This window comes from Nakamurella leprariae (assembly GCF_016918035.1).
In the GTDB taxonomy this organism is placed as follows: domain Bacteria; phylum Actinomycetota; class Actinomycetes; order Mycobacteriales; family Nakamurellaceae; genus Nakamurella; species Nakamurella leprariae.
The window spans coordinates 27398-49216 of sequence record NZ_JAERWK010000011.1; the positions used below are offsets into that span (position 1 = coordinate 27398).

General features: G+C 72.5%; 27 protein-coding genes. 24 read left to right on the forward strand and 3 right to left on the reverse strand.

From position 1 onward, the window contains the following. Positions 1-4: 4 nt before the first annotated feature. The 12 genes from rplX (at position 5) to map (ending at position 6991) form a co-directional block, all read left to right on the forward strand. Positions 5-319, forward strand: a complete 315-nt coding sequence (gene rplX, locus JL106_RS09595) for a 50S ribosomal protein L24 (RefSeq protein ID WP_205260520.1) — start codon at positions 5-7, stop codon at positions 317-319. 1 nt (position 320) lies between these two features. Then, on the forward strand, positions 321-896 hold the full coding sequence (gene rplE, locus JL106_RS09600; RefSeq protein WP_205260490.1) for a 50S ribosomal protein L5: 576 nt from the start codon (positions 321-323) through the stop codon (positions 894-896). Positions 897-898: 2 nt separating this feature from the next. Next, on the forward strand, positions 899-1084 hold the full coding sequence (locus JL106_RS09605) for a type Z 30S ribosomal protein S14 (RefSeq protein ID WP_205260491.1): 186 nt from the start codon (positions 899-901) through the stop codon (positions 1082-1084). A 153-nt stretch (positions 1085-1237) separates the two neighbouring features. Beyond that, complete coding sequence (gene rpsH / locus JL106_RS09610; protein ID WP_205260492.1) at positions 1238-1636, forward strand: 30S ribosomal protein S8; 399 nt, start codon at positions 1238-1240, stop codon at positions 1634-1636. A 12-nt stretch (positions 1637-1648) separates the two neighbouring features. After that, complete coding sequence (gene rplF, locus JL106_RS09615) at positions 1649-2185, forward strand: 50S ribosomal protein L6 (RefSeq protein ID WP_205260493.1); 537 nt, start codon at positions 1649-1651, stop codon at positions 2183-2185. Then, entirely contained in the window at positions 2185-2553 is a 369-nt protein-coding gene (gene rplR / locus JL106_RS09620) for a 50S ribosomal protein L18 (RefSeq protein WP_205260494.1), read from the forward strand. The genes rplF and rplR overlap by 1 nt, the downstream gene beginning before the upstream one ends. A gap of 46 nt (positions 2554-2599) precedes the next feature. Continuing rightward, positions 2600-3235: a 30S ribosomal protein S5 gene (gene rpsE / locus JL106_RS09625; protein ID WP_236007321.1), complete on the forward strand. Its 636-nt coding sequence runs from the start codon at positions 2600-2602 to the stop codon at positions 3233-3235. A 1-nt stretch (position 3236) separates the two neighbouring features. Continuing rightward, the gene (gene rpmD / locus JL106_RS09630) at positions 3237-3437 is read left to right on the forward strand and encodes a 50S ribosomal protein L30 (RefSeq protein WP_205260495.1); all 201 of its coding nucleotides are present in this window, start codon (positions 3237-3239) and stop codon (positions 3435-3437) included. Then, positions 3434-3877: a 50S ribosomal protein L15 gene (gene rplO / locus JL106_RS09635; protein ID WP_205260496.1), complete on the forward strand. Its 444-nt coding sequence runs from the start codon at positions 3434-3436 to the stop codon at positions 3875-3877. The genes rpmD and rplO overlap by 4 nt, the downstream gene beginning before the upstream one ends. Before the next feature lie 338 nt (positions 3878-4215). Then, the gene (gene secY / locus JL106_RS09640; RefSeq protein WP_205260497.1) at positions 4216-5550 is read left to right on the forward strand and encodes a preprotein translocase subunit SecY; all 1335 of its coding nucleotides are present in this window, start codon (positions 4216-4218) and stop codon (positions 5548-5550) included. Beyond that, complete coding sequence (locus JL106_RS09645; RefSeq protein WP_205260498.1) at positions 5547-6122, forward strand: adenylate kinase; 576 nt, start codon at positions 5547-5549, stop codon at positions 6120-6122. The genes secY and JL106_RS09645 overlap by 4 nt, the downstream gene beginning before the upstream one ends. Before the next feature lie 17 nt (positions 6123-6139). Continuing rightward, the gene (map, locus tag JL106_RS09650; RefSeq protein WP_205260499.1) at positions 6140-6991 is read left to right on the forward strand and encodes a type I methionyl aminopeptidase; all 852 of its coding nucleotides are present in this window, start codon (positions 6140-6142) and stop codon (positions 6989-6991) included. 1 nt (position 6992) lies between these two features. Here the strand turns inward: map and JL106_RS09655 are convergent, their stop codons facing one another. The 3 genes from JL106_RS09655 to JL106_RS09665 all read right to left on the reverse strand — a co-directional run bounded on the left by JL106_RS09655 (position 6993) and on the right by JL106_RS09665 (position 11434). After that, positions 6993-8744 (reverse strand): hypothetical protein, encoded by a 1752-nt coding sequence (locus JL106_RS09655; protein ID WP_205260500.1) that lies wholly within the window; start codon positions 8742-8744, stop codon positions 6993-6995. Positions 8745-9203: 459 nt separating this feature from the next. Next, positions 9204-10553, reverse strand: coding sequence for a cation:dicarboxylate symporter family transporter (locus JL106_RS09660; protein ID WP_205260501.1), 1350 nt, complete (start codon positions 10551-10553; stop codon positions 9204-9206). Positions 10554-10726: 173 nt separating this feature from the next. Continuing rightward, a complete protein-coding gene (locus tag JL106_RS09665; RefSeq protein WP_205260502.1) occupies positions 10727-11434 on the reverse strand; it encodes a FadR/GntR family transcriptional regulator in 708 nt (235 codons plus the stop codon). A gap of 143 nt (positions 11435-11577) precedes the next feature. Here JL106_RS09665 and JL106_RS09670 point away from each other — a divergent pair, with 143 nt between their 5' ends. The 12 genes from JL106_RS09670 (at position 11578) to rpsD (ending at position 21592) form a co-directional block, all read left to right on the forward strand. Beyond that, positions 11578-12390: a (Fe-S)-binding protein gene (locus tag JL106_RS09670; RefSeq protein ID WP_205260503.1), complete on the forward strand. Its 813-nt coding sequence runs from the start codon at positions 11578-11580 to the stop codon at positions 12388-12390. After that, positions 12387-13874 carry a lactate utilization protein B gene (locus JL106_RS09675; protein WP_236007323.1) on the forward strand — a complete coding sequence of 496 codons (1488 nt, stop codon included), beginning with the start codon at positions 12387-12389 and terminating at the stop codon, positions 13872-13874. Before JL106_RS09670 ends, JL106_RS09675 begins: the two co-directional genes overlap by 4 nt. Next, the gene (locus JL106_RS09680) at positions 13871-14488 is read left to right on the forward strand and encodes a LutC/YkgG family protein (protein WP_205260504.1); all 618 of its coding nucleotides are present in this window, start codon (positions 13871-13873) and stop codon (positions 14486-14488) included. The genes JL106_RS09675 and JL106_RS09680 overlap by 4 nt, the downstream gene beginning before the upstream one ends. Positions 14489-14537: 49 nt before the next feature. After that, entirely contained in the window at positions 14538-15725 is a 1188-nt protein-coding gene (locus JL106_RS09685; protein WP_205260505.1) for a CaiB/BaiF CoA transferase family protein, read from the forward strand. Further along, a complete protein-coding gene (locus JL106_RS09690) occupies positions 15718-16515 on the forward strand; it encodes an enoyl-CoA hydratase (RefSeq protein WP_205260506.1) in 798 nt (265 codons plus the stop codon). Before JL106_RS09685 ends, JL106_RS09690 begins: the two co-directional genes overlap by 8 nt. Positions 16516-16576: 61 nt before the next feature. Further along, a complete protein-coding gene (locus tag JL106_RS09695) occupies positions 16577-18334 on the forward strand; it encodes a sensor histidine kinase (RefSeq protein WP_205260507.1) in 1758 nt (585 codons plus the stop codon). Then, positions 18331-19056, forward strand: a complete 726-nt coding sequence (locus tag JL106_RS09700) for a response regulator (RefSeq protein WP_328841922.1) — start codon at positions 18331-18333, stop codon at positions 19054-19056. Before JL106_RS09695 ends, JL106_RS09700 begins: the two co-directional genes overlap by 4 nt. Before the next feature lie 280 nt (positions 19057-19336). Beyond that, the gene (gene infA / locus JL106_RS09705; RefSeq protein ID WP_010228514.1) at positions 19337-19558 is read left to right on the forward strand and encodes a translation initiation factor IF-1; all 222 of its coding nucleotides are present in this window, start codon (positions 19337-19339) and stop codon (positions 19556-19558) included. A gap of 280 nt (positions 19559-19838) precedes the next feature. After that, on the forward strand, positions 19839-19952 hold the full coding sequence (rpmJ, locus tag JL106_RS09710; protein ID WP_205260508.1) for a 50S ribosomal protein L36: 114 nt from the start codon (positions 19839-19841) through the stop codon (positions 19950-19952). 222 nt (positions 19953-20174) lie between these two features. After that, on the forward strand, positions 20175-20552 hold the full coding sequence (gene rpsM, locus JL106_RS09715) for a 30S ribosomal protein S13 (protein ID WP_205260509.1): 378 nt from the start codon (positions 20175-20177) through the stop codon (positions 20550-20552). Positions 20553-20556: 4 nt separating this feature from the next. Further along, positions 20557-20967 carry a 30S ribosomal protein S11 gene (gene rpsK, locus JL106_RS09720; RefSeq protein ID WP_137450369.1) on the forward strand — a complete coding sequence of 137 codons (411 nt, stop codon included), beginning with the start codon at positions 20557-20559 and terminating at the stop codon, positions 20965-20967. Between the two features lie 19 nt (positions 20968-20986). Beyond that, on the forward strand, positions 20987-21592 hold the full coding sequence (rpsD, locus tag JL106_RS09725; RefSeq protein WP_205260510.1) for a 30S ribosomal protein S4: 606 nt from the start codon (positions 20987-20989) through the stop codon (positions 21590-21592). The last annotated feature ends 227 nt before the right edge of the window (positions 21593-21819 follow it).

Sequence of the window (21819 nt, forward strand, 5' to 3'; positions counted from 1 at the left end):
GGCCATGAAGGTTAAGAAGGGCGACACCGTCCTGGTCATCGCCGGTAAGGACAAGGGCGCCAAGGGCAAGGTCATCCACGCCTACCCGGAGAGCGAGCGCGTCCTGGTCGAGGGCGTGAACCGGATCAAGAAGCACACCAAGGTGTCCACCACCCAGCGTGGCGCCCAGTCCGGCGGCATCGTCACCCAGGAGGCGTCCATCCACGTCTCCAACGTGATGGTCGTGGACGGCGACAACCAGCCGACCCGCGTCGGCAAGCGCATCGACTCCGAGGGTCGCAGCGTGCGTGTGTCGCGGCGTTCCGGGAAGGACCTCTGACATGACGACCACCGAAGACACCCCCACCACGGTCGTGCCCCGGCTCAAGACCCGCTACGCGCAGGAGATCAAGCCGGCGCTGCAGCAGGAGTTCGAGTTCCCGAACACCATGCTGGTCCCCGGCGTGGTCAAGGTCGTCGTCAACATGGGTGTCGGCGAGGCCGCGCGTGACGCCAAGCTGATCGAGGGCGCGGTCCGCGACCTGGCCACCATCACCGGCCAGAAGCCGCTGGTCCGCAAGGCCACCAAGTCCATCGCCCAGTTCAAGCTGCGCGAGGGCATGCCGATCGGCGCCAAGGTCACCCTCCGCGGTGACCGCATGTGGGAGTTCCTGGACCGGCTGCTGACCATCGCGCTGCCGCGTATTCGTGACTTCCGCGGCCTGTCGCCGAAGCAGTTCGACGGCAACGGCAACTACACGTTCGGCCTGAACGAGCAGTCGATGTTCCACGAGATCGACATCGACCGGATCGACCGGCCGCGCGGCATGGACATCACCGTGGTGACCACCGCCACCACCGACGACCAGGGACGCGCGCTGCTCCGCCAGCTCGGTTTCCCGTTCAAGGAGAACTGACCATGGCGAAGACCGCTCTGATCAACAAGGCCAAGCGCAAGCCGAAGTTCGCGGTGCGCGGCTACACCCGGTGCAACCGGTGCGGACGTCCGCACTCGGTGTACCGCAAGTTCGGGCTGTGCCGGATCTGCGTGCGCGAGATGGCGCACGCGGGCGAGCTGCCCGGCGTCACCAAGTCCTCCTGGTGATCTGACCCGACGTCGACGGGGGCGGTCGGCCCGACCGTCCCGCCCCACCCCGTCCGACCTGCTCATTCCCGGCGCGCGTGATCCGTGCGCCCGAACTTCGCCCAGGCCCCCGCCCCTCCGCGGGGGAACCGGACGAGAGAGGCACGACCGACCATGACCATGACCGACCCGATCGCGGACTTCCTCACCCGGATCCGCAACGCCAACTCGGCGTACCACGACGAGGTCGTCATGCCCTTCTCCAAGCTCAAGGGCAACATCGCCGACATCCTGGTCGCCCAGGGGTACATCGCCTCCTGGACCACCGCGGACGCCACGGTGGGCAAGAACCTGGTGATCACCCTCAAGTACGGCCCGAACCGCGAGCGGTCGATCGCCGGCCTGCGGCGCGTGTCCAAGCCGGGCCTGCGGGTCTACGCCCGCTCCACCGAGCTGCCCAAGGTGCTCGGCGGGCTGGGCATCGCCATCATCTCGACCTCGACCGGCCTCCTCACGGACCGGCAGGCCGCCAAGAAGAAGGTGGGCGGGGAAGTCCTCGCCTACGTCTGGTAAGGGCTGAACGACATGTCGCGAATCGGAAAACTGCCGATCCCGGTGCCTGCCGGGGTCGACGTGACCATCAACGGATCGCAGGTGACGGTCAAGGGCCCCAAGGGCACCCTGTCCCACACCGTCGTCGAGCCCATCTCGGTGGCCCGTGACGGGGACGAGCTCACCGTCACCCGGCCCGATGACGAGCGCGATTCCCGTGCCCGCCACGGCCTGACCCGGTCGCTGGTCAACAACATGGTGATCGGGGTGACCGCCGGCTACTCCAAGACGATGGAGATCGTCGGCGTCGGCTACCGCGTCACGGCCAAGGGCAGCGACCTCGAGTTCGCCCTGGGCTACTCCCACCCGGTGCCCGTGCCGGCTCCCGAGGGCATCAGCTTCGTCGTCGAGTCGCCGATCAAGTTCCGCGTCGAGGGCGTCGACAAGCAGCTGGTCGGCGAGGTGGCCGCGAACATCCGCAAGCTGCGCAAGCCCGACCCGTACAAGGGCAAGGGTGTTCGCTACTCCGGCGAGGTCGTGCGCCGCAAGGTCGGAAAGACAGGTAAGTGATGGCTTCGAACATCTCCCAGGCCCGCGCCACGTCGCGGGCGCGCCGCCACTTCCGGCTGCGCAAGAAGATCGTCGGCACCGCCGAGCGTCCGCGTCTGGTCGTCAACCGGTCGTCCCGGCACATCAACGCCCAGCTGGTCGACGACTCGGTCGGCCGCACCCTGGTCTCGGCCTCCACGCTGGAGGCGGACCTGCGCGGCGACGAGGGCGACAAGAGCGCCAAGGCCCGCAAGGTCGGCGAGCTGATCGGCGAGCGCGCCAAGGCCGCCGGTGTCACCGCCGCGGTGTTCGACCGCGGTGGCGACAAGTACCACGGCCGGATCGCGGCCCTGGCCGACGGCGCCCGCAGCGCCGGGCTGGAGTTCTGATGCGCGCCTCGATCATCCGCATGACCCGAACTGGAAGGGACCTCTGATGCCCGGACCGCAACGTGGTTTCGGCGGTGCCGGCGACCGTGCCGGTGGCGGCGACCGCAACGACCGCCGCGGTGGCCGTGACCGCCGTGACGGTGGGCGGCGCGACGCCGCCGTCGACAAGAACCCGCTGCTCGAGCGGATCGTGGTGACCAACCGCGTCGCCAAGGTCGTCAAGGGTGGCCGGCGGTTCTCCTTCACCGCTCTGGTCGTCGTCGGTGACGGCGACGGCAGCGTCGGCGTCGGCTACGGCAAGGCCAAGGAGATCCCCGCGGCCATCGCCAAGGGCGTCGAAGAGGCCAAGAAGTACATGTTCAAGGTCCCGCGCATCGCCTCCACCATCCCGCACCCGGTGCAGGGTGAGGCGGCGGCCGGTGTGGTGCTGCTCCGTCCGGCCTCCCCGGGTACCGGTGTCATCGCCGGTGGTCCGGTGCGTGCCGTGCTCGAGTGCGCCGGCATCCACGACGTGCTGTCCAAGTCCCTGGGCTCGGACAACCCGATCAACATCGTGCACGCCACCATCCAGGCGCTGAAGAACCTGCAGCGTCCCGAGTCGGTGGCCGCCCGTCGCGGGCTGCCCATCGAGGACGTCGCGCCGGCCGCCATGCTGCGGGCGCGCGCCGGTCAGGGGGTCTGACGTGGCTCAGCTCAAGGTGACCCAGGTCAAGTCGATCATCGGCATCAAGCGCCCCGCGCGTGAGTCGGTGCGCTCGCTGGGTCTCAAGCGGATCAACCACTCCGTGGTGGTCCCGGACAACGCGGTGAACCGCGGCTACATCCAGACCGCCACCCACGTGGTGTCGGTCGAGGAGCTCCAGGAAGGAGGGGCGTCGCAGTGACCATCAAGGTCCACCACCTGCGCCCGGCCCCCGGGGCCAAGACCGAGAAGACCCGCGTGGGTCGCGGTGAGGGTTCCAAGGGCAAGACCGCGGGCCGGGGCACCAAGGGCACCGGCGCCCGCAAGAACACCAGGGCCGGCTTCGAGGGCGGGCAGCTGCCGCTGCACATGCGGCTGCCCAAGCTCAAGGGCTTCAAGAACCGGTTCCGCACCACCTACCAGGTGGTGAACGTCGGTCAGCTGGTCACCCTGTTCCCGCAGGGCGGCACGGTCGGCGTCGACGAGCTGGTGTCGGCCGGTGCGGTCCGCAAGGGCCACCTGGTCAAGGTGCTGGGCGAGGGCGAGGCGCCCGAGGTGGCGCTGCACGTCACCGCGCACGCCTTCTCCGGCTCGGCCAAGGACAAGCTGGCCGCCGCCGGCGGCAGCGCCAGCACCGTCTGAGGCACGGACACGGCGCCGCCCGGACCCTGACGCGGGTCCGGGTCGGCACTTCCGACGCCCCGGCGGTCGGTACCCTGCACGCAGGGATCGGCGCCGGGGCGTCGGCCGTCTCCGGGTCCGTCCGGCTGCGGCCGTCGCCGCCGGCGGCGGACCCGTGGGGCAGGTCGGGGGGTCGTCCACCGGCGTGCCCGGTCAGTCCGACGTCCACGCTCGCGGGGTCAGGTCCGGTCCTCGGTCCGCCGCCCCGCTCCCGGAACTGATCCGGTCTCCGGCTCCCCGGAGCCGCCGGCTCCGGAACCGTCGCCGCCACCCGCGGGACGGCGTCACCAGGAGGATCATTGCTCTCCGCATTCGTCTCGGCGCTGAAGACGCCCGATCTGCGCAAGAAGATCCTCTTCACGCTGGGTCTGATCGCCGTCTACCGGCTGGGCGCGACCATCCCGTCGCCTGGCGTCTCGTACTCCGCGGTGCAGCAGTGCATCGACGAGGCCGGCACCAACGACCTGTTCACCGTGCTGAACCTGTTCTCCGGTGGCGCGCTGCTGCAGCTGTCGGTCTTCGCGCTCGGCATCATGCCGTTCATCACCGCGTCGATCATCGTGCAGCTGCTCACCGTGGTGATCCCGCGGTTCGAGCAGCTCAAGAAACTCGGCCAGGCCGGGCAGACCAAGCTGACGCAGTACACCCGCTACCTGACGATCGGCCTGGGCGTGCTGCAGTCGACGGCGTTCGTGGCGCTGGCCATCAACGGCCAGATGTTCGCCGGCTGCTCGGTGACCGACCAGATCGTCCCGGACCGCAGCGCCTTCGCGCTCATCACGCTGGTGCTGACCATGACGGCCGGCACCGCCGCCATCATGTGGATGGGTGAGCTCATCACCGAGCGCGGCATCGGCAACGGCATGTCGATCCTGATCTTCACCTCGATCGCCGCCCGCATCCCGGCCGAGGGGCGCAACATCCTGACCCAGCAGGGCGGCGTCGTCTTCGCCGTCATCTGCGTCATCGCGCTGGGCATCATCTGCGCGGTCGTGTTCGTCGAGCAGGGGCAGCGCCGGCTGCCGGTGCAGTACGCCAAGCGGATGATCGGCCGCCGCATGTACGGCGGCACCTCGACCTACCTGCCACTCAAGGTGAACCAGGCCGGCGTCATCCCGGTCATCTTCGCGACGTCGCTGCTCTACCTGCCCACTCTGCTGGTCCAGCTCATCAGCCCGACCACCGTGAACGCCGACGGCACCACCGAGGTCAGCGGCTGGGTGCAGTTCCTGAACCTGTACGTGATCAACCAGGGCAGCTGGGTGCACATCGTGCTGTACTTTGCCCTGATCATCTTCTTCACGTACTTCTACGTGAGCATCACCTTCAATCCGACGGAACGTGCGGACGAACTGAAGAAGTACGGCGGGTTCATCCCGGGCATCCGTCCGGGGCGTCCGACGGCCGAGTACCTGCAGTTCGTCCTGAACCGGATCACCCTGCCGGGCAGCATCTACCTGGGTATTGTCGCCATCCTGCCGAACCTCTTCCTGGAGCTGACCGGCGAAGGTCAGAACCAGAACTTCCCGTTCGGCGGGACCGCGGTGCTCATCATGGTCGGCGTCGGCCTGGACACCGTGAAGCAGATCGAGACCCAGTTGATGCAGCGCAACTACGAAGGGTTCCTGCGGTGACACGCATCCTCATCATCGGCCCCCAGGGTGTCGGCAAGGGCACCCAGGCGGCCGGGCTCGCGGAGGCCCTGTCCATCCCGCACGTGTCCACCGGCGACCTGTTCCGGGACCACGCCGCGCGCGGGACCGAGCTCGGGCTCGAGGTCAAGCGCTACCTGGACTCGGGCCAGCTGGTGCCGGACTCGGTGACCAAGCAGATGGTGGCGGAGCGCCTCGGCGATCCGGACGCGCTGGACGGCTTCCTGCTCGACGGCTTCCCGCGGACGCTGCCGCAGGCGGAGTGGCTGGACGAGTACCTCCACAGCTCCGACCACGCGGTGGACGCCGTGCTGCTGCTGAACGCGCCGAACAAGGTGCTGCTGGAGCGGCTCACCGCCCGTGGTCGCGCGGACGACACCCCCGAGGCCATCTCCACCCGGTTGGCGCTGTACCACAGTGAGACCACCCCGCTGCTCGACTTCTACCACGACCGGGTCGTCGCGGTGAACGGGGTCGGCACCGTGGATGAGGTCCGGGAGCGGGCGCTCAAGGCACTGCGGGACTTCCTCAACGGTCACGGGCGCGCGGCCTGACGCGACGGACGCATCTGATGGCCAGCGTCACCGACATCCAGCTCAAGACGCCCGACGAGTTGCGCAGCATGCGCGCCGCCGGGCGTCTGCTGGCCCGTGCCCTGGTCGCCGGCCGGGCGGCCGCGGTGCCCGGGGCGAGCACCGCCGACGTCGACGCCGCCGTGGCAGCGGTGATCCGCGAGGCCGGCGCGACCAGCAACTTCCTCGGCTACCACGGCTTCCCGGCCACCGTCTGCGCATCGGTCAACGACGAGGTCGTGCACGGCATCCCGCGCCCGGAGCGGGTGCTGGGCGCCGGTGACCTGCTGTCCGTGGACGGCGGCTGCATCGTCGACGGCTGGCACGCCGACTCCGCCTTCACCATGCACGTGGGCGAGCCGCCGCAGGACGAGCAGGGCGCGGCCGAGGTCGACCTCATCGCCGCGGCGGAGGCCGCCATGTGGGCGGGCATCGCCGCCATCACCGACGGCGGCCGGATCGGCGACATCTCCGCGGCGGTGGACGCGTCGGTGCGGCGGTCGGCGGGGAACGACGGCCGCCGGTACGGCTCCGTGGTCGGCTACGGCGGACACGGCATCGGCTCGGAGATGCACATGGAGCCGTTCGTGCCCAACCAGGGCAAGCGCGGCAAGGGACCGCGCATCGTCGCCGGCATGGCCCTGGCCATCGAGCCGATGCTGACCCTGGGCAAGTCGACCACCCGCGAACTGGACGACGGCTGGACCGTGGTGACCAAGGACGGGTCGCGGGCCGTGCACGTCGAGCACAGCGTGGCCGTCACGGCCGAGGGCATCTGCGTGCTGACCGCACCGGACGGCGGTGCCGCAGGGCTGGCGCCGTTCGGCATCACCCCGGTCGCGCTGGACTGACTCAGGCCCAGATCGAGCGGGGGTCGCCGGCCGCCGAGGCCAGCAGGAACCAGCTGGTGGCCGCCACGGACGAGGCGGGGGAGTACCCGGTGAACGGGTCCTCGGCCGTCGCCGCCGGGAAGGATCCGTCGGCCCGCTGCAGCCCGGCCACCCCGGCCAGGGTGCTCGACGCGGCGGCGGCGTCCCCGGTCCTGGACTGGGCCAGCGCGACCGAGCAGGTGCCCTCGACCCACACCGCGGCGACCGGCGACGGCATGCTCGGCTGGGCACGGAACGGCAGGTAGCCGCTGGCCGCCCCGTCGGTCACGGCGAACGGCGCGGTGGCCGCGAGGGCCGCGGCGGCGGTGGGACCGGCCGATCCGCTCGTCGCGCTGGTGCCCTGCAGGAACAGGGCCCCCCAGGCGTTGACGTCGAGTGCGTCGACGTCGTCGGGGGTGCCGTCAGCGGTCAGGCCCTGCCGGAACCGGTGCTCGGTGACGTGCCACAGCTGGGTGCGCAGCCCGGCGGCCAGGCCGTCGGCGGTAGCGGCGCAGTCGGTGCAGTCCAGCACCGCGGCGGCGGCCCGGAACGCCTGCCAGGCGTCCAGGTTGTGCTCGGTGGACACCCAGCCCAGCGGCACGTCCGGCGAGAAGGTCCCGCCCACCACGTCGCCGGCGCCGCCGGCGATGAGTCCGGCGGCGGTGCCGGCCGTGATCCGGTGGGCGGCGAGCCAGCTGAGTCCGGCCTCGGCCGCGGTCACCGCGGTGACGCGCACCGGGTCGGTCGCGTCCGCGTCCCGCACGTACGCCAGCAGCGCGGCGACGGCCACGGCGGTGTTGCCGGTGCGCACGTGCTGCTGGCCGCCGGCCGGGTTCCACTGGGGCGCGGCCGAGACGAAGGCGCCCGCCTGGGCGCCGCTCTGCACCTGCAACGCAGCCAGACCGCGGGTCAGCCGGGCCGCGGTGACCTCGTCCCCGACGAGCAGCGCGGCGTGCAGCGCGAGGGCCTGGTCGTAGGTGTGGGTGAGCGGGGACTGGCCGGGGCCGGCGTACGACCGGACCAGGCCGGTGTCGGGCGCGTGCTCGGCCAGCACCACGGGCGTGCCGGTGCTGACGTCCACCAGTTGGAAGCTCTTCATCCCGATCGCCGTGGCCGGGACGGTGAAGGTGCCGTCCGGCTGCACCGAGCCGGTGCCGACCGGGTAGGTGGTGTCGGTGGTGGCGAACGCCCGCACCTCCCAACCGGCCACCCGGTCGCCCGCCGGCCACGGCTCGCCGGTCGGGGCGTAGGCGGCGGCCGCGTCGAGGACGCCGAACTCCCACCGCCCGGGGCCGGGGGTGAGCCCGGCCAGGTCGACGGTGAACCGGCCGTCCGGACCGACCAGCGCCTGGCGCGGGGCCTGGGTCCGGACGCCACCGTCGGCCCGGTAGACCTGGATGATCCAGCGGCCGGCCTGGGCCGGCAGCGCCACCGATCCGCTGACCACGCCGCGGTGGTCCGGATCGGCGGCGGCCGAGGCCGAGGCCGGGTCCAGCGCCACCGTGCCCGGCGTGACCGCGGGCTGAGTGAGGCCGCGGACCACGATCCGGCCGGTGACCGGGCCGGTCCAGTCGACCGGGTAGTCCCGGTCGGGAGTGATCGTCGATGCGGACGCCACCGGGGTGGGGGAGTCGAGCATCGAGCGGACCCACGTCCAGGCGCGGTCGGTCGCGGTGGCCGGCTCGGCGGCCGCCGACCCGGCGTCCACGGACAGGCCGGTGAGCACGGTGGTCATCCCGATCATCAGGGCCAGGACGGTCCGGAGCGGACCGTGGGCCCGGACGGCCCTTCGTCCTCCCCCGGGCCTCGACTCGAGCCGAGTGCCCCGCGATGAGACTGCCGTCCTGTTCCGCTGCGGCATCCCGCCTCCTTGTTCCTGGCGGATGTGTGCAGCTGCCAAGCAAGGACGGTAATGACCCGTTGCCACCGGCTGCCGCTGTCCGGGGGACGCAGCGGCCTGACCGATCACCCGCTGCACCGGCCCCCGGCGCCGGAGCCACCCGATGGAGTGGCTGGGACGGCGACGCGGCCCGACGGGGGCCGAGGGTGCGCCTCCCGCGAACGCACTCCGTGACGGGGCGATTCGCTCTGTTCACTGGGTCACACCTCGTTGGATTCGGGCCGGCCCGGCCCCCGACCTCTCGCCCCCGGTCTCGGCGAGACCGGGGACGAGAGGGTCGGCGACGCCGGGGGATCAGTGCTCGTCGAGCATGGTGCGGTCGTCGAACGGGTTGCGGCCGCGCAGCGTGGCTGTTGCCGTCGGCCGGTCGACCTCCTTGACCAGGGACCCGACGACCAAGGTGGCCACCGCGTTGCCGGCGAAGTTGGTGACGGCTCGGGCCTCGGACATGAAGCGGTCGATGGCCACGATCAGCCCCACGCCGTCGACCAGATCGGGGCGGTGCGAGGCGAGCCCGCCGCCGAGAGTGGCCAGGCCGGCGCCGGTGACCCCGGCGGCGCCCTTGGAGGCCACGATCATGAAGACCAGCAGGGACAGCTGCTCGGGCAGCGACAGCGGGCTGCCCAGGGCGTTGCCGATGAACAGCGAGGCCATGGTCAGGTAGATGGCCGTGCCGTCCAGGTTGAACGAGTACCCGGTCGGGACGACCACCCCGACGACGGGCTTGGACACGCCCAGGTGCTCCATCTTGGCGATGAGCCGGGGCAGCGCCGTCTCGGACGACGAGGTGGCCACGATGAGCAGGAACTCCTGCTTGAGGTACCCGAGCAGCCGGAAGATGCCGTAGCCGGTGGTCACCTTCAGCACGGCGCCGAGCAGCACCACCACGAACAGCGCGCAGGTCAGGTAGAAGGCCACCATGAGGACGCCGAGCGCGCCGATGGCCGACCAGCCGGCGCCACCGACCACGCCGGCGATGGCGCCGAAGGCGCCGATCGGGGCCAGCCACATGATGCCGGCCAGGATCTTGAACACCAGCTTCTGCAGGTGCCCGATGCCGGTGAGGACGGGCTCGCCCTTGCGGCCCATGGCCTGCAGGGCGAAGCCGACCAGCAGGGCGACGAACAGCGCCTGCAGCACCGATCCCGCGGTCAGCGAGGAGACCAGGGTGGTCGGGATGATGTCGAGGAAGAAATTGCCGGTGCCGGCGGTCTCGGGCACCTCGTACGTGGCGGACGCGGCGGCGCCGGCCAGCCCACCGCCGGGGTGGATCAGGTTGCCGACGAGCAGCCCGATGGCCAGCGCGGCCGTGGACATGATCAGGAAGTAGGCCAGGGCGATGCCGCCGACCTTGCCGACCTGCGAGGCCTTCCGGACCGAGCCGATGCCCAGCACGATCGTGCAGAAGATGATCGGGCCGATCATCATCTTGATCAGGTTGACGAACGCCTTGCCCAGGTCGGCCAGGCCCTGGGCGTCCGGGCCGAGGACGAGGCCGACCGCGGTGCCGGCGACCACGGCCACGATGACCGCGAGGTAGAGGACGTGCGGGCCGATGCGGCGGCGCCGGGTGGGCACGGCGGGGCCGTCGGTACCCGGGTCGGCGCCGGGCGTGCTGGAGGGGGGATCGGACAGCGTCGTCATCGGTGCGCTCCCGGCGTCGGTGGGCGAGGGCTGATGCCCCGGGGGGAGGGGCATCGCGACGCCGGTCCGGGCCGGTGGTGCTCGACCGTGGCACCCGATCGCGTCGCTGCACGCAGCCTGCGGCGCGGGTGTGGTCACGGTCACTGATGTGTTCATATCGAACTCGGGCGACCTCAGCCGCCCCCGCGGGACTCCGGCTGCTGCAGGCCGGAGCGTTCGTAGAACTCGGCGATGTGCCGGACCACCGTGGCCGAGGCGCCGGCGACGTCGCCCGCGGCGACCGCGTCCAGCACGGCGTGGTGCTCGCGGCGCAGCTTGGCCAGCAGGTCCGGCCAGTCGGTCACCCGGGGCACCGACCGCTGCACGTAGGCCTCGATCGACCCGCGGATCGACGTCATGATCAGCGCGACCAGCGCGTTGCCGGACAGGGCGGCCAGCTCGACGTGGAACCGGGCGTCCAGCCGCAGGAAGTCGCGCACGTCGAGATCCGGGTCGTCCATGTCGGCGAGCAGCGCCCGGGCCGCGTCCAGTGACCCACCGGTCGTGGCGGCCCGGCCCACCGCCCACGACTCGAGCAGCATCCGGGTCTCCACCACCTGCTGGACGTCGAACGCGCGCGTGGCCACGTGCAGCCGCAGGGCGCTGTCCAGCGGGGCGGACGGCTCGGCCACCAGCACGGCGCCGGCGTCCTGTCCGGAGCCGACGGCGCGGCGGAGCACCCCCATGGCCTCCAGCACCTGCAGCGCCTCGCGCACCGAGCCCCGGGAGACGCCGAGCTGCTCGGCCAGGGTGCGTTCGCCGGGCAGCCGCATGCCGACCACCAGGGTGCCGTCCTCCAGCTGCGCCTCGAGGTGGCGCAGCACGACGTCACTGGCGCGCACGGACGGATCTCGCGTGGACGGATCTCGCGTGGACGGATCTCGCGTGGACGGATCTCGCACAGCCGGACGGTACCGGCTACTGTGGTCGGACCACACAGCTGGAACGTCAGAGGGCCGGGCTCCCGGCCGATCCGGAGACGACGATGCGCATCGCGGTGTTCACCACCTGCCTGGCCGACGCCCTGTACCCGGCCGTCGCGCGGGCCACGGTCACGCTGCTGGAGCGGCTGGGGCACCAGGCGGTGGTCCCGGCCGACCAGACCTGTTGCGGGCAGATGCACCTCAACACCGGGTACTGGGCGCGGGGACTGCCGGTGGTCCGGCACCACGTCGAGACCTTCGAGGCGGCCTTGGACTCCTGCGATGCGGTGGTCGCGCCGTCCGGGTCCTGCGTCGGCTCGGTGCGCCACCAGCACGCGATGGTGGCCGCCCGGTACGACGACGACGCCCTGGCCGAGCGGGCCACGGCGGTGGCGGGCCGCACCTACGAGCTGTCCGAACTCCTCGTCGACGTGCTCGGGGTGACCGACGTCGGGGCCTGGTTCGGCCACCCGGTCACCTACTACCCGACGTGCCACTCGCTGCGGATGCTCCGGGTGGGCGACAAGCCGGTCCGGCTGCTGCGGGCGGTGCAGGACATCGACCTGATCGAGCTGCCCGGGGCCGACTCCTGCTGCGGATTCGGCGGCACCTTCGCGCTGAAGAACGAGGCCACCTCCTCGGCGATGCTGACCGACAAGGTCGCCGCGGTGACCTCCACCGGGGCGCAGGTGTGCAGTGCCGGCGACTCGTCCTGCCTGATGCACATCGGCGGCGGCCTGTCTCGGCTGCGGACCGGCATCGGCACCCTGCACCTGGCCCAGATCCTGGCCTCGACCCGGGAGCATCCGTGCCCGGTCCCGGAGCCCCGCCGACCGGCCCGGCGCCGCCCGTCCCTCCCGGGAGCTGCCCGATGACCCGCCCGATGACCCGGACCGTCGACCTGGGCATGCCCACCGCCACCGGCTTCCTCCGCGGCGAGCAGAAGTTCCCGGCCGCCGCGGCCGACCGGCTGACCGACGCCCAGCTGCGCCGGAACCTGGCCCACGCCACCGGCACCATCCGGACCAAGCGGCTGCGCGCAGTGGCCGAGCTGGACGACTGGGAGGAGCTGCGACTGGCCGGCAGCGCCATCAAGACCGACGCCATGGCCCGGCTGCCGGAGCTGCTCGAGCAGCTGGAGGCGACCGTCACCGCCCGCGGCGGCGTCGTGCACTGGGCGCGGGACGGGGTCGAGGCCAACCGCATCATCACCGACCTGATCCGGGCCACCGGGGCCGACGAGGTGGTCAAGGTCAAGTCGATGGCCACCCAGGAGATCGGTCTCAACGAGCACCTGGAGACCGAGGGCATCCGGGCGATCGAGACCGACCTGGCCGAGCTCATCGTGCAGCTGGGGAACGACCGGCCCAGCCACATCCTGGTGCCGGCCATCCACCGCAACCGGACCGAGATCCGCGACATCTTCCGCACCGCCATGCCGGGCGCCCCGGCCGACCTGGGTGACGAGCCGCGCGAACTGGCCATGGCCGCCCGGTCCTACCTGCGCGAGCGGTTCCTGACCGCTCGGGTCGCGGTCAGCGGGGCCAACTTCGCGGCGGCCGACACCGGCACGCTGGCCGTGGTGGAGTCCGAGGGCAACGGGCGCATGTGCCTGACCCTGCCCCGGACGCTCATCACCGTGATGGGCATCGAGAAGGTGCTGCCGTCCTTCACCGATCTGGAGGTGTTCCTGCAGCTGCTGCCGCGCAGCTCGACCGCCGAGCGGATGAACCCGTACACCTCGCTGTGGACGGGGGTGACGCCCGGCGACGGGCCGCAGGAGTTCCACCTGGTGCTGCTGGACAACGGCCGCACCCGGGTGCTGGCCGACGAGGTGGGACGCGCGGCGCTGCACTGCATCCGGTGCAGCGCCTGCCTGAACGTGTGCCCTGTGTACGAGCGGGTGGGCGGCCACGCCTACGGCTCGGTGTACCCGGGGCCGATCGGCGCCATCCTCTCGCCGCAGCTCACCGGCATCACCGGTCCGGACGACCCCAACGCCTCACTGCCGTACGCCTCGACGCTGTGCGGGGCCTGCTTCGACGCCTGCCCGGTGCGCATCGACATCCCGAGCATCCTGGTCGAGCTGCGGGCCGACGCGGTCGAGGCCGGGCACCGGCCGCTGCCCGGCGGCCAGGACGTGGCCATGGCTGCAGCGGCCTGGGCGATGACCGACGGCCGACGCTGGGGACGGCTCATCGCGCTCGGCCGGCTGCTGTCCTGGCGGCGCACCGGATTCCGGCGGCTGCCCTGGCCGGCCTCCATCTGGACCCGGCACCGGGACCTGCCGCCACTGCCGGCCCGGACGTTCCGGCAGCAGTGGCGGGACCGACTGCGGCGCACGGGGAGTGGATCATGAGCAGCCGCGACCGCATCCTGGCCGACGTGCGGCGGGCCATCGGCGGCTCGGCCCGGTCCGCGCCCGGGCCGGTCGAGCGCACCTACCACCGCGAGAACCTGGTCGCACGGGCCGATGTCGACCGGTTCGCCGAGGCGGTGGCCGAGTACCGGGCCACCGTGCACCGGGTCGACACCGACGCCGACCTGCCCGCGCTGGTGGCCGGGCTGTGCGCGGGGGAGTCGGTGGTGGTCCCGGACGACCTGCCGGACAGCGTGATCGGGACCCTGGACGTCCACCGCGACACCGCCGCGCGGCCGTTGTCGGTCACCGAACTCGACGGCATCACGGCGGTGGTCACGTTCGGCCGGCTCGGCATCGCCGCGACCGGCACCGTGGTGCTGGACGCCGGCCCCGGCCAGGGGCGGCGGGCATTGACCCTGGTGCCCGACCACCACGTCTGCGTGCTCCGCGCCGACCAGGTCGTGGACACCGTGCCGCAGGCCATCGCCGCGCTGGACCCGGTCCGCCCCATCACGCTGATCAGCGGGCCCAGTGCCACCAGTGACATCGAGCTGGACCGGGTGGAGGGCGTGCACGGACCCCGGCGGCTGGACGTCGTCATCGTGGGGTGACGCGCTGGGAGATGCTGTTCGGACGCCGCTCGACGATCCAGGGAGGGTCATGACCGTCGCGAGTCCCACCGCACCGCCGCTGTCCGACATCACCGTCATCGAGATCGGCTCGTTCGTGGCCGCGCCCTGGGCGGCCACCCAGCTGGCCGATCTGGGCGCCCGGGTGATCAAGGTCGAGACGCCGGGGACCGGCGACTTCGTCCGGGCCAGCGCGCCGTTCGTCGACGGTGAGAGCTCGGCGTTCGTCCGGCTGCACCGGGGCAAGGAGTCGGTCGAGCTCGACCTGAAGTCGGCGCCGGGCCTGGCTGCGGTGCGGGCGCTGATCGCCCGGGCCGACGTGCTGGTGGAGAACCTGCGGCCCGGGGCGATGCGCCGGCTCGGACTCGGGTACGAGGACCTGGCCGCCGACCACCCGCGACTGGTCTACGCCTCGGCGTCGGGCTGGGGCCAGGACGGTCCGCTGGCCGACCAGCCGGGTCTGGACATCATGGCCCAGGCCCGGTCCGGGCTGATGAGCGTGACCGGGCACCCCGGCCAGCCGCCCGCCAAGGTCGGGGTGCCGATCTGCGACCTGATGTGCGCCATGTACGTGGCGCTCGGCGTCACCGCCGCCCTGCGCGAGCGGGACCGGACGGGACTCGGGCAGTACCTGGACGTCTCGCTCCACGAGGCCGGGGTCTCGCTGGGAGTCTGGGAGGCCGGGCGGTGGTTCGGCGACGGAACCGTGCCGGGGCCGCTGGGCTCCACCCATCAGGCCCAGGCGCCCTACCAGGCGGTCGTCACCGCCGACGGGTACGTCACTCTCGGCGCGAGCACCCCGGGCCTGTGGCGGAGCTGTTGCGCCGCACTGGGTCTGGACGCGCTGGTGCAGGACCCGCGGTTCGCGGACAACTCGGCGCGGATGGCGCACCGGGACGAGCTCATCGCCGAGATCGAGGCGGTCACCGGCACGCGGTCCACCGAGCAGGTGCTCGCCACGCTGCAGGCGGCCGGGGTGCCGTGCGCGCCGATCCAGACCTACGACCAGGTCTTCACCGACCCGGTGCTGGTCGAGCGCGACTTCTTCTGGGACGCGCCGCATCCCACGCTGGGGCCGGTGCGGCAGGTCGGGTCGCCGATGCGGTTCTCCCGCACCCCGGTGCGGCGGGGCGGGGCCGGGCCGCTGCTGGGTGGCTCGACGGAGGCGGTGCTGACCGAGCTGGGGATCGACCCGGTGACCGGAGGCGGTGATGTCTGACGACCTGCTGGTCGAGGTCGACGGTCCGGTGCTGCGGGTGACGTTCGACCGGCCGGAGGCGCGCAACGCCATGACGTTCGGCATGTACCAGGGCCTGGTGCGGGCGTGCGACCAGGCGGACGCCGACGACGCGATCCGGGTCATGGTGCTGCGCGGCGCCGGTGGCCGGGCCTTCGTGGCGGGCACCGACATCGCCCAGTTCGCCGGCTTCGACGGGCCGCGCGGCGTCGCCTACGAGCGCGAGATCGACGCCACCATCGGCCGGCTGCTGGCCGTGCGGGTGCCGGTGGTCGCGGCGATCGACGGTGCCTGCGTGGGCGGTGGACTGGCCATCGCCGCGGCGGCCGACCTGCGCGTCGCGCACCCGTCCGCCCGGTTCGGCTACCCGATCGCCCGCACCCTGGGCAACACCCTGTCCGCGGCCAGCTACGCCCTCACCCTGCGGCACTTCGGGCACGCCCGGACCGTCGACATGGTGATGACCGCGCGACTGCTGGACGCCGAGGAGGCCCATGCCTGCGGCTTCGTCGCCCGGGTCGCCCCCGCCGGGACCGACCTGACTGCGGTGACCGACGAACTCGTGGGCACGCTGCTGGAGCACGCCCCGCTCACCCTGTGGGCGGCCAAGGAGATCCTGCGCCGCGTGCACGCCGCGGCCACGGGTGCAGCGACGGCCCCCGCGGCCGTCGACGCGACCGACGTCATCGACCGGGTCTACGGCTCCGCCGACTTCGCCGCCGGGGTGGCGGCGTTCACCGGCAGGGGCCGGGCGGAGTGGACCGGTCGCTGAGCCGGCGGTGACGCGATAACTCGTGGCGGCGGCCAGGCGCGCGCGGCGGCAGGATGGTCCGGTGGTGTCCGGATCCCGCTGGTCGATCGCCCGGCGCATCCTGCTGGTGCAGGGGCTGCTGCTGGTCGTGGTGCTGGCCGGCATGGCCCTGGCGTTGCGCGCCCAGGTGCAGGACGAGGCACGCGACGTCACCGGGGCCCGGATGAGCTCGCTGACGCGGACCCTGGCCGTCGATCCGACGGTGGTGGCCACCCTGACCGATGCGGTCCCGGATGGCCGCGAGGTGACCGACCGGGCCGCGGCGCTGCAGCCGTTCACCACGGCGGTGGAGCGCCAGGCCGGGGCTGATTTCGTGGTGGTGATGCTGCCGGACGGCACCCGGCTCACCCATCCCGATCCGGACGAGGTGGGCCAGCAGTACCTCGGCAGCCGGGACGGGGCGCTGGCCGGGGCCACGACGGTCGAGACCTTCGACGGCACCCTCGGGGCGTCGGTGCGGGCCATCTCGCCGGTGCTGACGGTCGACGGGCGCGTCGTGGGCCTGGTCGCCGCCGGCGTCACCGTCGACCACGTGCTGGCCACCACCCCGGGGCGGGTCGCACTCATCGCGCTCATCGCGCTGGCCGGGCTGGTGGTCGGGGTGGCCGGCGCGGTGGCCATCGCGCGCTGGGTGCGCCGGCAGACGCTCGGCCTGGACCCGCGGGAGCTGGCCCGGCTGTTCAGCTACTACGACGCGGTGTTGGCCTCGGCCCACAACGGGATGGTGCTGCTGGATCCGGGCGGCCGGCTGGTCCGGGTCAACCCGGAGGCGCTGCGGTTGCTGGGCCTGCCCGAGGACACGCCGGTGGCCGGCCGGCGGACGGAGGAGATCGGGCTGCCGCCCGAGGTGGCCGCGCTGATGGCCGGCGCCGACGTCCCGGCCGGACCGCGGGCGGACGGCGAGCCGGACGGGCCGGGCGTGGTGCGCGACCGGCTGGTGCTGGTGGGGGACCGGGTGCTGCTGTTCAACCGGCGACCCGCCGTCCGCGGCGGCCGGCACGGCGCCGGCGCGCAGGTGCTCGGCGCCCTGGTGGTGCTGCGCGACCACACCGAGTTGCAGGCGCTGACCGGCGAGCTGGACCGGACCCAGAGCTTCGCCGCTGCCCTGCGGGCCCAGGCCCACGAGTCGGCCAATCGGCTGCACACCGTCGTCTCGCTCATCGAGCTCGGCGAACCCGAGCACGCGCTCGAGTTCGCCGTCCGCGAGCTGCAGGTCTCCCAGGACCTGGCCGACCGGATGGTGCTGGGGGTGGGGGACCGGGCGGTGGCCGCGCTGCTGCTCGGCAAGTCGGCCCAGGCCGCCGAGCAGGGCGTGCAGCTGACACTGCGACCGGGCTCCCAGCTGCCCGAGGGGCTGGTCGACGAGCGCGAGCTCATCACCGTGCTGGGCAATCTCATCGACAACTCGCTGGACGTGCTCGCCGGGGCCGGTCCCGGACCGGAGTCCGCCGCAGGCCCGGTCGGGGAACGCCGGATCGAGGTCGGGGCGTCCGTCCGGGACGGAGCGCTCGAACTCACCGTGCAGGACACCGGTCCCGGGCTGACCGCCGACCAGGCCGCGGTGGCGTTCCGGCCGGGCTGGAGCACCAAGCCGGGGACAGGGCCCGCGGGCACCCGCGGCCTGGGCCTGGCCCTGGTCGCCCAGGCCGTCGGCCGGCTGCGCGGCACGGTCACCGTCCGGCCCGGTCCGGGTGCCCGGTTCGTGGTGCGGCTGCCCGTGGCCGCACCGGGGTGGGACGCCGAGGCGTTCGGGGTCGCGCCCGGGGTGTCAGCCCGGTGACGGCACCGGAGTCCCCGGTGCCGCCCCGGCCGATCCGGGTGCTGGTGGTGGAGGACGAGCCCATCGCCTCCCGGGCGCACCAGGCGTACGTCGGCCGGATCGACGGGTTCCGGGTGGTCGGCGCGGCCGCCTCGGCCCGGGACGCCGAGCGGCGGCTGCGCGGCGCGGCCGGCGAGCCGGTCGATCTGGTGCTGCTCGACCTGCACCTGCCGGACGGGCACGGCCTGGAACTGCTGCGCCGGGTCCGCGCCGCCGGGTCGACGGTGGACGTGATGGTGGTGTCCTCGGCGCGCGACGCGGAGGTGGTTCGGTCGGCCGTGGCCCAGGGAGCCGTGCAGTACGTGCTCAAGCCGTTCACCGCGGCCGCGCTGCGGGACCGCCTGCTGGCCTACCGCCGGTTCCGCGACCAGGTCGTCGAGCCGGCCGGCAGCGGCGCGCTCGATCAGGTCGCCGTCGATGCGGCCCTCTCCGCGCTGCGCACCGCCGGGACGGGCAGCGCGCTGCCCAAGGGGCTGACCGCGCCCACGCTCGCCGTCGTGGCCGCCGCGTTGCGGGCGGCCGGGGAGGGTTCGGCCCAGGAACTGGCCACCCGGCTGGACGTCTCCCGGATCACCGCCCGGCGGTACCTCGAGCACCTGGTCGACACCGGCGCCGCGGAACGCACCCTGCGGTACGGGCAGGTGGGACGGCCGGAGACGCGATACCGGTCGGTCCGCGGCTGACGGTCCGAGTTCCGGCGGTTCGAGATTCAGGACGGGATCGCGTACAGTGGAACGTCGGCGCGTCGATCGCGCTGGTTCGGCATGCGTGCGCTCCGGTGCGCGGTGCGGGACCGGTGCCAACCGGACGCGTTCGCGACCGCCTCCCTGTCCTCCGCCGGGCCCGCGCGGGCTGCCTCACGGCAGCGCGCCCTCCGGCAGTGCCCGGAGTCGGTGGCACCTGCTGGCCCGTCCGGAGACCCCGGCCGGGGCAGCACACCGGGAAGCAGAGATTGCGGAGGATATGGCAAAGAAAGACGGGGCCATCGAGGTCGAGGGCCGCGTGGTCGAGCCGCTCCCCAACGCCATGTTCCGTGTGGAGTTGGAGAACGGTCACCGCGTGCTCGCGCACATCAGCGGCAAGATGCGGCAGCACTACATCCGGATCCTCCCCGAGGACCGGGTCGTGGTCGAGCTGTCCCCGTACGACCTGAGCCGCGGTCGCATCGTCTACCGCTACAAGTGACCCACGGGCCCGGACACCGTTCGCACGGTGCCCGGGCCGCAGCGCGTCATGCACCACCAGTTCCGACCAGCGGTTCTGGCCAGCACCACCACCAGCACCACCAGCCGCCTCCACTCAGGGGCGGGACTGGGGCCGATCGGCGGATCCCCGCCGCGCGGTCCCGGGACGACCGGCCCGACATCCGCGGGACCGGTAGGGAGTCCTCCCGGCCCGGCCACGGCCACCGGGTGGACGTGGCCCTTGGACGTCATGGGCTCGAGACAGGGAAGTGGGCACGGACATGAAGGTCCAGCCGAGCGTCAAGAAGATCTGTGACAAGTGCAAGGTGATCCGCCGGCACGGTCGCGTCCAGGTCATCTGCGAGAACGTCCGCCACAAGCAGCGCCAGGGCTGATCCAGCGCCCCGGCCTGCCACGCACGCCTCGTGGCGGCCAGGATCCGTGCGGACACCCGTCCGCACGGATCGGCCCGGGACATCCGGGCAGATCCATCGCGTCACCATCCGCGGTTCCGTTCCGGAGCGGCGGCCCACCCCCGGGGCACAGGCCGGGGCCCGGTGCGAGCCGGGAACGGGACGCGACCGACACCTGTGTGCCGAACAAGGAGACCGCGCCACATGGCACGACTCGTCGGCGTCGACCTCCCGCGCGACAAGCGCATGGAGATCGCGCTCACGTACATCTACGGGATCGGGCGCACCCGCTCCCTGGAACTGCTCAAGGCCACCGGCATCAGCCCGGACCTGCGCTCGAAGGACCTGACCGACGAGGACGTCCTCGCACTGCGGGACGCCATCGAGGCGAACGAATTCAAGGTCGAGGGTGACCTGCGCCGCGAGGTGCAGGCCGACATCCGCCGCAAGATGGAGATCGGGTCCTACCAGGGCCTCCGTCACCGCCGGCACCTGCCGGTCCGCGGCCAGCGGACCAAGACCAACGCCCGGACCCGCAAGGGACCGAAGAAGACGATCGCCGGCAAGAAGAAGGCCAGGTAAGCAGATGCCCCCCAAGTCCCGTCAGGGCGCCGCGGCGGTCAAGAAGATCCGCCGCAAGGAGAAGAAGAACGTCTCCCACGGCCACGCGCACATCAAGAGCACGTTCAACAACACCATCGTCTCGATCACCGATCCCACCGGTGCGGTGATCAGCTGGGCCTCCGCCGGCCACGTCGGCTTCAAGGGCTCCCGCAAGTCGACCCCGTTCGCCGCGCAGATGGCGGCCGAGAACGCCGCCCGCCAGGCCATCGAGCACGGCATGCGCAAGGTCGACGTCTTCGTCAAGGGTCCGGGCTCCGGCCGCGAGACCGCGATCCGCTCGCTCCAGGCCGCCGGCCTGGAGGTCGGCGCGATCTCCGACGTGACCCCGCAGGCCCACAACGGAACCCGGCCGCCCAAGCGGCGCCGGGTCTGACGGGGAGAGGAGAGACACCATGGCCCGTTACACCGGCCCCGTCACCAAGAAGTCCCGCCGTCTCAAGACCGACCTGGTCGGCGGCGACGTCGCCTTCGAGCGTCGCCCCTTCCCGCCCGGGCAGCACGGTCGCGCCCGGACCAAGGAGAAGGAGTACCTGACCCAGCTGCAGGAGAAGCAGAAGGCCCGCTTCACCTACGGCGTGATGGAGAAGCAGTTCCGTCGCTACTACGCCGAGGCGGCCTCCCGCACCGGCAAGACCGGCGACACCCTGCTGCAGATCCTCGAGTCCCGGCTGGACAACGTGGTCTACCGCGCCGGCCTGGCCCGGACCCGTCGCGCCGCCCGCCAGCTGGTGACGCACGGCCACTTCGAGGTCAACGGCGTGCGGGTGGACGTCCCGTCCTACCGCGTCGAGCAGTACGACATCATCACCGTGCGCAAGCAGTCGCTGGAGAAGTTCCCGATCGAGCTGGCCCGCCAGACGTTCGGTGAGCGGCCCGTCCCGGCGTGGATGAAGGTCGTGCCCGGCACGCTGCAGATCCTGATCCACTCGCTGCCGGTGCGCGCGCAGATCGACTCGCAGCTCACCGAGCAGCTGATCGTCGAGTTCTACTCGAAGTGATCCCGGTGGCGCTGCCGATCGGTGCCCCGATCGGCAGTGCCACCAGCCACGACAGGCCCGTCGGCGGGCTCCGGTGATCCCGGAGGCGCAGGCGGGCCGGTCGTGGTCCACGGCACCGGTCCGCGCCGGTGCCGTCGGGCCGTTCCCGACCACCACGGACCCGCCGCCGGCACTCCCCGGGCGGCGGCCGCGGCCGGCCGGAGGACGGTCCCGTGCCACCGCATGAC